General features: G+C 45.4%; 3 protein-coding genes. 2 read left to right on the plus strand and 1 reads right to left on the minus strand.

Going from position 1 to position 1,140, the window contains the following annotated elements:
• Positions 1-78: hypothetical protein (locus tag RAC86_RS38940; RefSeq protein WP_377886984.1), on the minus strand; the 78-nt coding region annotated here is incomplete at its 3' end.
• 125 nt (positions 79-203) lie between these two features.
• Between RAC86_RS38940 and gloA2 the strand changes: the two genes are divergently transcribed.
• Both gloA2 and racA read left to right on the plus strand, forming a co-directional pair.
• A complete protein-coding gene (gene gloA2, locus RAC86_RS38945; protein WP_072565417.1) occupies positions 204-590 on the plus strand; it encodes an SMU1112c/YaeR family gloxylase I-like metalloprotein in 387 nt (128 codons plus the stop codon).
• 121 nt (positions 591-711) lie between these two features.
• The coding region (racA, locus tag RAC86_RS38950) for a chromosome-anchoring protein RacA (protein WP_377886983.1) at positions 712-1,140 on the plus strand (429 nt) is incomplete at its 3' end.

Consider the following 1,140-nt stretch of genomic DNA (forward strand, 5'->3'; position numbering starts at 1 on the left):
ATTTACTACTTCTGGATCGCTTAAAAGCTCATTTAATTTTTCGTATCGTTCTTCGATTGACTTTAAACGGTCTAACACGGTCTTCACCTCTGTTTTCCTGTGCGTAACATTCTCATTATAGTATAGTGCTTACCCCCAGTCAAAAGCATTTCAATCCCAGCTGGAAAAGCCTTCCCTGCTATACTGGGAATCAAGGAGGGATGATGTTGCTGAAATCCATACATCATATTGCAATCATATGTTCAGATTATGAAAAGTCGAAAGCTTTCTACGTACATAAGCTCGGTTTTCAGGTGATTCAAGAAACGTACCGCGAAGACCGCGGTTCCTATAAGCTTGATTTGTCACTTAACGGCTCGTATGTCATTGAGCTGTTCTCGTTTCCCGATCCGCCCGCACGCCAAACACGGCCTGAAGCTGCAGGCCTGCGCCACCTCGCCTTCACAGTCGACAACTTGGATGAGGCCGTTCAGGAGCTTCATGAAAAAGGAATCGAAACAGAGCCGATCAGAACAGATCCGCTGACCGGAAAGAGGTTCACCTTCTTTTTTGATCCTGACCAGCTTCCTTTAGAGCTGTATGAACAATAACGGTTTTTGAAGAAAAAAAGGAGATACCCACTTTCTTTGCCGAATCTTTTCTTGTTTTGTCTAACAAGAAGGGAACCGCATTCTATGGTCGAATACCTAGCTAAAAAGGAGGTATGGGATCATGAATACAAATATGGTAGCAAGTGAACTCGGCGTCTCCGCAAAAACGGTGCAGCGATGGGTGAAGCAGCTGAATCTTCCGGCCGAACGCAATGAGCTCGGGCACTACTCGTTCACTACAGAAGACGTGAAGTTTCTAAAATCTGTTCAAAAACAAATCTCTGAAGGCACGGCGATTCAGGATATTCATGTGCCGCATAGCACTAAAAAGCGCACAGGCTTCATTGTCCAAAAAACAAATGGCGATACAGAACGGCGAATCGAACAGCTCGAACAGAAGCTGGACACCCTATTACAGCAAAGGCAGGACGAAACTGAACTGCTGACAAGGATTTCGGAACTGGAACGCCAGCTGAAACAAAAAGCCGATGAGGGTGTATCTTATCAGCTGCTTCAGCACCGCAGAGAAATTGATGACATCCTTGCAGAC

Source organism: Bacillus sp. LR_5, from assembly GCF_042709275.1.